At 44.4% G+C, this 6,471-nt stretch carries 7 protein-coding genes; all 7 read right to left on the bottom strand.

Annotation, left to right across the window (positions count from 1 at the left end; all coding sequences use genetic code 11):
• Positions 1–119: 119 nt before the first annotated feature.
• Positions 120–686: a TetR/AcrR family transcriptional regulator gene (locus SSIN_RS02550; protein WP_037615370.1), complete on the bottom strand. Its 567-nt coding sequence runs from the start codon at positions 684–686 to the stop codon at positions 120–122.
• A gap of 187 nt (positions 687–873) precedes the next feature.
• Entirely contained in the window at positions 874–1,275 is a 402-nt protein-coding gene (locus tag SSIN_RS02545) for a DUF3021 domain-containing protein (protein ID WP_037615367.1), read from the bottom strand.
• Positions 1,276–1,285: 10 nt separating this feature from the next.
• Entirely contained in the window at positions 1,286–1,741 is a 456-nt protein-coding gene (locus SSIN_RS02540) for a LytTR family DNA-binding domain-containing protein (RefSeq protein ID WP_037615365.1), read from the bottom strand.
• A gap of 20 nt (positions 1,742–1,761) precedes the next feature.
• On the bottom strand, positions 1,762–2,625 hold the full coding sequence (locus tag SSIN_RS02535; RefSeq protein ID WP_037615362.1) for an ABC transporter permease: 864 nt from the start codon (positions 2,623–2,625) through the stop codon (positions 1,762–1,764).
• Complete coding sequence (locus SSIN_RS02530) at positions 2,626–3,492, bottom strand: ABC transporter ATP-binding protein (RefSeq protein ID WP_037615359.1); 867 nt, start codon at positions 3,490–3,492, stop codon at positions 2,626–2,628.
• A 149-nt stretch (positions 3,493–3,641) separates the two neighbouring features.
• Positions 3,642–5,642 (bottom strand): ABC transporter permease, encoded by a 2,001-nt coding sequence (locus tag SSIN_RS02525; RefSeq protein ID WP_037615353.1) that lies wholly within the window; start codon positions 5,640–5,642, stop codon positions 3,642–3,644.
• A complete protein-coding gene (locus SSIN_RS02520) occupies positions 5,623–6,402 on the bottom strand; it encodes an ABC transporter ATP-binding protein (RefSeq protein ID WP_037615352.1) in 780 nt (259 codons plus the stop codon). Before SSIN_RS02520 ends, SSIN_RS02525 begins: the two co-directional genes overlap by 20 nt.
• Between the last annotated feature and the right edge of the window lie 69 nt (positions 6,403–6,471).

The raw sequence follows: 6,471 nt of genomic DNA, 5'->3' as shown, positions 1-6,471 counted from the left end.
CTGTAAAAAATAATTGATATTTTAAAAAATTATTCTTGACTTTTTACATAGAATGCCTCCTTAACTGAATGAATGTTTTTAGATATTCATTCATATCGTCTCCCAAGAAAAGGAAATTCTTATTTAGCAAAAATTCCCTTTAAAAAATATTTCACCAAGGTCTCGATACTCTCAAAATAACCTGGAAAATCCTGCTCTGTCACATGCATGTCAATGTAGTAGATCAAATCATAAGCCTTCATGATTTGGGCGACTTCCTCTTGAGAAAAGCCCTTCTCTTGCAAGCGCTGGCTGAAAGTCTGAATCAGAAACTTATGAAAGGCATTGGCCGCGCGGCCAGCATCTTGATTATAGTAGTCGTGCAAGATCTGAGAAATGCCGGGCTTGTTCCACTCAGCCAGAATTTTATTGGGTGAAATCAATTCAAAAGTGACTGCAAAAAGCTGCTCAACGACTGCTTCAGGCTCACCCTGCCAATCCACGCGCTGCATGGTTTCCTCACGTATGCGGTTATTTTCAGCTACATAAACCTCTAAAAAAATAGCTTCCTTGGACTCATAATACTTATAAAAGGAGCCAACAGCCATGCGGGCACGCTTGGTAATATCTGAAATATTCGTCTTTTTATAGCCTTTCTCAGCAAACACCTGCCTAGCCTCAGCCAATAATTCAGCTTTTTTGTCCATGCCTCTCCCTCTTTCTTTTTGAATGAACTATTTTTTCTATTCATTCAAATTAGAACACTTTAAAAATCTTTGTCAAGAAAAGCGGAAATCGTACTTTGAAAGGAAGACGGCAGTTTGAGAAAATAGCGCCTTTGTTAAATAAAAAAACAAGCAAGTTCTCGTTAAACTTGCTTGCGTCTTGGATACATTAATGTTTTCTACGATTTTTCAAAGCCTCGTTGATTTTCTTGGTTTTGATCATCGAATCGACGGAGACAAGAAACCAAACCAAGAGGTAAATCAAAATTAATTTTAGCCAGAAGGACCAACCGAAAATCATATTTCCCCAACCATTGCAGATCACAGCCAGACAAACGATGGTCGCTGTCACTACAAAGTGGCAGAAAATTAGGAAAGGAAATGGAAAGCGATCTGTCGCATCAAAGATATAGCTTGCTACTCCAATCAAGGCGCTGACAAGGAGAACACTGAGAATAGAGCTAGGAGTCAACGAAAATGTTTTTCCTGAGAACAGGCCTACTAGCAGAAAGACCAAGCTACCTGTTCTCAGACCATCCTGCATACCGATAAGAATTTTTTTAAAGGTCATAATTTTTCTCCTAAATTCCCAAATAGTCCATAAGCAGCTTGACATAGCGGCGACTGACATCGGTTTTGAGCTGATTGGTTAGCTTGGCAGTCATATTGCCCGAAAAGCTATCCGACAAGGATTCCAGATGATCGATGTTAACGACTGCATGCCGCGACACCTGAATGAAATTGCGACTATTGAGACGATTTTGAAAACGAGTCAGCGTTTCAGTCGTTGTGTAAATACCCTCGGTACTGTAAATCATCAGGGTTGTCTGATTAATATCGGCCAGGATAATGTCCTCCGTCTTGAGCATGACCAGCTTATCATCCGACTTAATAGGCAGGACACCACTTGGACCAGCCTTATAGTGTTCCAGATAGTCTAGGACGGTCTTGGCCTCGCCAGCTAGCTGATCCGCTCTCACGACCACCAGCGGGTCTTGGGAGGAAATCTGAGCATCTTCTTCAAATCTTGTCTGCAAACCTAAGCCTCCTACTTTATTTACTTGAAACTCATCCGTCGATTCAGCAGCCAATTTTGACCTAGCCATAACAGGACTGCTGCCGTGAGCACTACTCCAACTATATAGTATGTTTCTTGGCTTGTCAAGAGCTTTTGCCATTCGATACGGATACCTAGGAGCTTCTCAAATTCTTGCTGGAGCTGACTCTGGTCAGCAAAAACTTCTGTCAGAGACTCCTTCATCAGGACTTGTCTGAAGAGGGAGGCCATGTAGGTTGAGGGAGTCAGTTTCATGAGATTTTGAGCAAGGCTGGGCAGAGTCCCGATCGGAATATAGGTCCCTACTAGAAAACCAGAGGCCGCACCGATGACCGTCGCATATTGCCCTAAGGAATTTACCGATTTGAAATAAGGAACAACCAGCGCATTGAGGAGACTAGCCAGCAAGCTATTGAGCAGCATGAGGCAGAGCAGCTGGGGAAGCAGCGCCCAGTTAAAGGAAATCTTGTCCGCTAGGATAAAGTAGGTCAGCATGACAGCAAACATGAAAACTTGCATGACAAAGCCAATCACAAAGGCACTGATTAGGTAGCTAAATTGCAAGCCCCATTGCCCCAAATCTGTGATAAAGAGGTCGGCAGTCACCTTTCTTTCTTGGTCTTCGGTCTGTTGCGAAAAAGCTGCTAGGGTAGTTGTCAAGGCGGTGACAGCTAGTGTTCCGCTAATCAACCAGAAGTCGAGCAACTCTTTAGCATGGCTACTTTCTGACCAAGAGCCTTTCATGTTGTCCTTTAGAAAGACCAGATATAAAACAAAGGGAATAATGGCTCCAAAGAGAGATAAGATTACCCCACTATGATTGCGAAAATAGAGTAAAAAATTTCGTTTGATCAACATTAACATTTAACGTACCTCTCTTCCTGTCAGAGCCATAAAGGCATCATCCATCGTCCCTGCTTGAAATTCAAATTGTTCAATATAGGAGCCAAGCTGGCTCAGCAAAGCCAAGGCTTCTTTAGTCGTTTCAGGATAAAGGAAAAACTCATTCTCCTTGCCTTGCTCCCATTCACAGCTAGTCGGCAAAGTAGCCTTCAAGTCCTCTGAATCTTGGGTTAAAATCCGCAAAACATTGCGAGCATAGCGCTCCTTGATCTGGTCGGCGGAGCCTTGCGCAATGACTTGACCATGGTCTACGATATAAATCTTATCTGCGTCGTCGGCTTCATTGAGATAGTGGGTAGTCAAGACTACGGTCATCTTTTCCTTCTGCTGCAAGTCTTTGAGCAGCTGCCAGATGCTCTCTCTGGTCTGGATATCCAAGCCCGTCGTTGGCTCATCCAGAAAAAGTAGGTCAGGGCTATTGAGCAGCGCACGTGCAATGTCTACCCGTCGTTTTTGTCCGCCAGAAAGTGTCCCATAAGGCTGCTTGGCAAAGGCTGACAAGCCCAGCTGAGACACCAAGCGCTCGATTCTACCTGCCGGCATCTCCTTGTACTGTTTGGCTCTGATGATCAGATTTTCCAAAACCGTCAGCCTGGCATCCAACACACTGTTTTGGAAAACCACTCCCAGCCTAGGCTTTTCAGCATAGCAAATCTGCCCTGATGTCGGCTGCAAGAGACCAATCAGCATCTGAATGGTTGTGGATTTTCCAGCGCCATTTGGTCCTAAAATAGCTGTGAAACTGCCTCTCTCAATCTGAATATCGAGACCATTGACTGCCACCTTATCGCCATAAACCTTGCTAAGATTTTTCGTTTCTACTAACATGATCTTTTCTCCTTTCCTTAACTTCTGAGACTATGATAGCAAGTCTTTTTTAAAAAATCTCAGCTTTTTGGATAAGCGGTAAAATGAGGGAGATGAGTGGTAAAAATCCAGCCACCAAAAAATCCCCGACCAGAGGTCAGGGAAGCTTATTAGCGGGCGACAATCTTGCGGTAGCTGCGTGAAGTCAGCAGAAAGACCAGAATATAGGTCAGGAGGAAGACTCCGCAAGTTGCAAGTGTTGTCTGAATTAAGAGAGGAAGATTGGTCACACCCAATAGGGCAACTATCAAGCGCAACATGTGAAAGACCGCTGCTACATTTAGAAAAGCAAAGATGAGAGGTAGGAAGAAGACAGTCAAGATTTGCTTGCGAATGGTACTTCTAGTCTGCTTTTCATCTAAACCAACTTTTTGTAAGATAATAAAGCCATCACGGTCTTCATAGCCCTCAGAGATTTGCTTATAGTAAATCACAAGAACAGCTCCTAGGAGGAAGATAACGGAGAGGAAGACACCGATGAAGAGCAAGGTTCCAGTAAGTTCCTGATAGCTCTTTTCTGCGCTATGACGGTCACTGGCCATTGCGTAGCTACCATCTTGAGCTTGGTCCTGATCCAAAATATCTCTCAACGCCAGCTGGACTTGCTCGACAAACTTTTTACTGCCTTTAGTCTCTGAAGCAACTCCAATGTAGTAGTAATGATCCACATCAAGATTAACCTCTTTGCTATCATTGACCACCATATAGAGCCCCTGCTCCATGGCCACATCGTTTGGATTAGGGATTTTCCCATGTGTGAAATTTGACGGTAAAAGCTGCTTAATCTTCCAGTCCTTACCATTCACTCGGAGAGGCTGGTCCTTATTTAAGGAAACATTTTTGCCATAGACAAGAGTTTCATCGTCTGCCAAGTCTATCTTTTCCCCAGTCATTTTTTCATAATCCTGACGATTGATGACCGTAATCGTGCCTGCAGACTTGGTCAAGATACTTGTATCCGACTCCATCTCGCTTTGCATTGGAACTGTCACATCATTACCAGCTAATTTCATGATGAAGGCTGATTGATAGAGATAGGTAGTATAGCTTGGCTTCTTCAGACCTGTGTCCTGAGCGACTTGCTGGACCTTGTCCAACAGAGCCTCCTTCTGATCAGTCGATTTCGGCAAGACGATGCTGACATTGTAATCCTTTGGATGCAAGGTAGTAATATAATCCTGACCTCCAACATAGATATTGATTGTGCCAACCAGAGTCACCAGCAGCATGGTGGACAAGATGGAAATAGTTGCCAATCCTGCTGCATTTTTACGCATCCGCGAGATGAGATTGGAAACAGAAATGAAATTCTGCGTTTTGTAGTAGTAGCCTTTGCGCTTTTTGAGAAATTGCAATAGTGTAATCGAGCCTGCATTAAAAAGCAGATAGGTTGCTAGGATAACCATGATCACGGCTATAAAGAAATTACCGATAGCAGCGACAGGTTTGGTAACGGTCAAAGCCATGTAATAAGCCACACCCATGAGCAGGAGCCCCAGCAAGGTTTGCAGCAACAGGAAGCGTCCCTTCTTCTCGCCAGCTTTCTTTTCTTTCATTAGATTAAGAGAGCTATAGCGCAGAAGACGCGTAGAGTTAAGCAACAAAATCACCGCAAAAGCAATACCTAGACTGATTAGAGTCATCCAAACATTCTGCCATTGGAAAGTCGAGGCAATAACGGCAGGCATTCCCATCAATTTCAAAAGGACTGCGTAGAGCATCTTGTCCAAAGCTAAGCCAGACAAGATCCCCAGACCGACCGTAGCCAGACAAAAGACACAGAGTTCAAAGAAGGTCATGAGTAGTAGATGGCGCTTTTCCATCCCCAGCACGCTATAAACGCCGAGCTCCCGTGAGCGGTTCTTCATGACAAAGCTATTAGCATAAGTAATGAGGATGAGCACTGCAATCTGAATGACTTGGATGCCAAACTGCAGGGTCATGCGAGCTGCTGTCCCACCATAAGAGGTCTCCATATTTGGACTGTGAGCCAGTGAGACAAAACTATACAAAATCGCTGTTGCCAGTATCGTCGCCAAGGCAAATGGATAATATAAACTGCGATTTTTAATCAGGTTTGACAAGGCCAGTTTACTCGTTAGTTTGAACATAGTCGCCCACCTCACTTGCCATGACCGTCAACGTATCGGAAATCTCTTGGAACATCTGCCGCTCGGTCTTGTTGCCACGGAAGATTTGATTGTAAAGAATTCCGTCCTTGATAAAGAGCACACGCTTGGCTCGGCTGGCCGCTGCCGTCGAGTGGGTTACCATGAGAATAGTCTGACCACGGGCATTGATGTCGTCAAAGACATCCAGCAACGCCGCCGAAGACTTGGAATCCAAGGCTCCTGTCGGCTCATCCGCTAGCAGAATCTCAGGGTCTGTGATGATGGCTCGAGCTACTGCAACCCGCTGCTTCTGACCACCAGAAATTTCATAAGGGAACTTCTCTTGGAGTTTGTTAATTCCCAGCTCATTGCAGGTCGTGACTAGCTTTTGCATCATCTCGGTAATGGGACGACGAGAGAGTACCAAGGGTAGAAGGACATTATCCTTGACCGACAGGGTGTCCAGCAGATTGAAATCCTGAAAGACAAAGCCCAATTTTTCTCGACGGAAGCTAGAAGCCTGACTATTTTTGATGGTTGCCGTATCAGTTCCGTTGAGGAAAACACGGCCTTCGGTCGGCTTGTCCAGCATGGCTAGGATGTTGAGCAAGGTGGATTTCCCAGAGCCTGATTCTCCCATGATGGCGACATATTCACCTTTCTCCACTGTAAAGTGAATGTCCTTTAGCGCCTCTACTTGACTACCCTGAAAGCGGGTTTTATAAATCTTTTTCACGTGTTGTACGTCTAATAATGTCATCATGATCTCCTTTTTCTATTATTATTTTAATACAGATACTTGTCTATTGCCATATTTTATCCCTTTGTG

The organism is Streptococcus sinensis, assembly GCF_000767835.1.
Classification (GTDB): Bacteria; Bacillota; Bacilli; order Lactobacillales; family Streptococcaceae; genus Streptococcus; species Streptococcus sinensis.
The sequence above is the reverse complement of the archived record's forward strand: the minus strand, read 5'-3'. Positions and strand labels throughout refer to the sequence as shown.

Excerpts from the sequence above, each read along its gene's own strand:
- SSIN_RS02550 (WP_037615370.1), bottom strand. The coding sequence starts at position 686 with ATGGACAAAAAAGCTGAATTATTGGCTGAGGCTAGGCAGGTGTTTGCT.
- SSIN_RS02545 (WP_037615367.1), bottom strand. The coding sequence starts at position 1,275 with ATGACCTTTAAAAAAATTCTTATCGGTATGCAGGATGGTCTGAGAACA.
- SSIN_RS02535 (WP_037615362.1), bottom strand. The coding sequence starts at position 2,625 with ATGTTAATGTTGATCAAACGAAATTTTTTACTCTATTTTCGCAATCAT.
- SSIN_RS02530 (WP_037615359.1), bottom strand. The coding sequence starts at position 3,492 with ATGTTAGTAGAAACGAAAAATCTTAGCAAGGTTTATGGCGATAAGGTG.
- SSIN_RS02525 (WP_037615353.1), bottom strand. The coding sequence starts at position 5,642 with ATGTTCAAACTAACGAGTAAACTGGCCTTGTCAAACCTGATTAAAAAT.
- SSIN_RS02520 (WP_037615352.1), bottom strand. The coding sequence starts at position 6,402 with ATGACATTATTAGACGTACAACACGTGAAAAAGATTTATAAAACCCGC.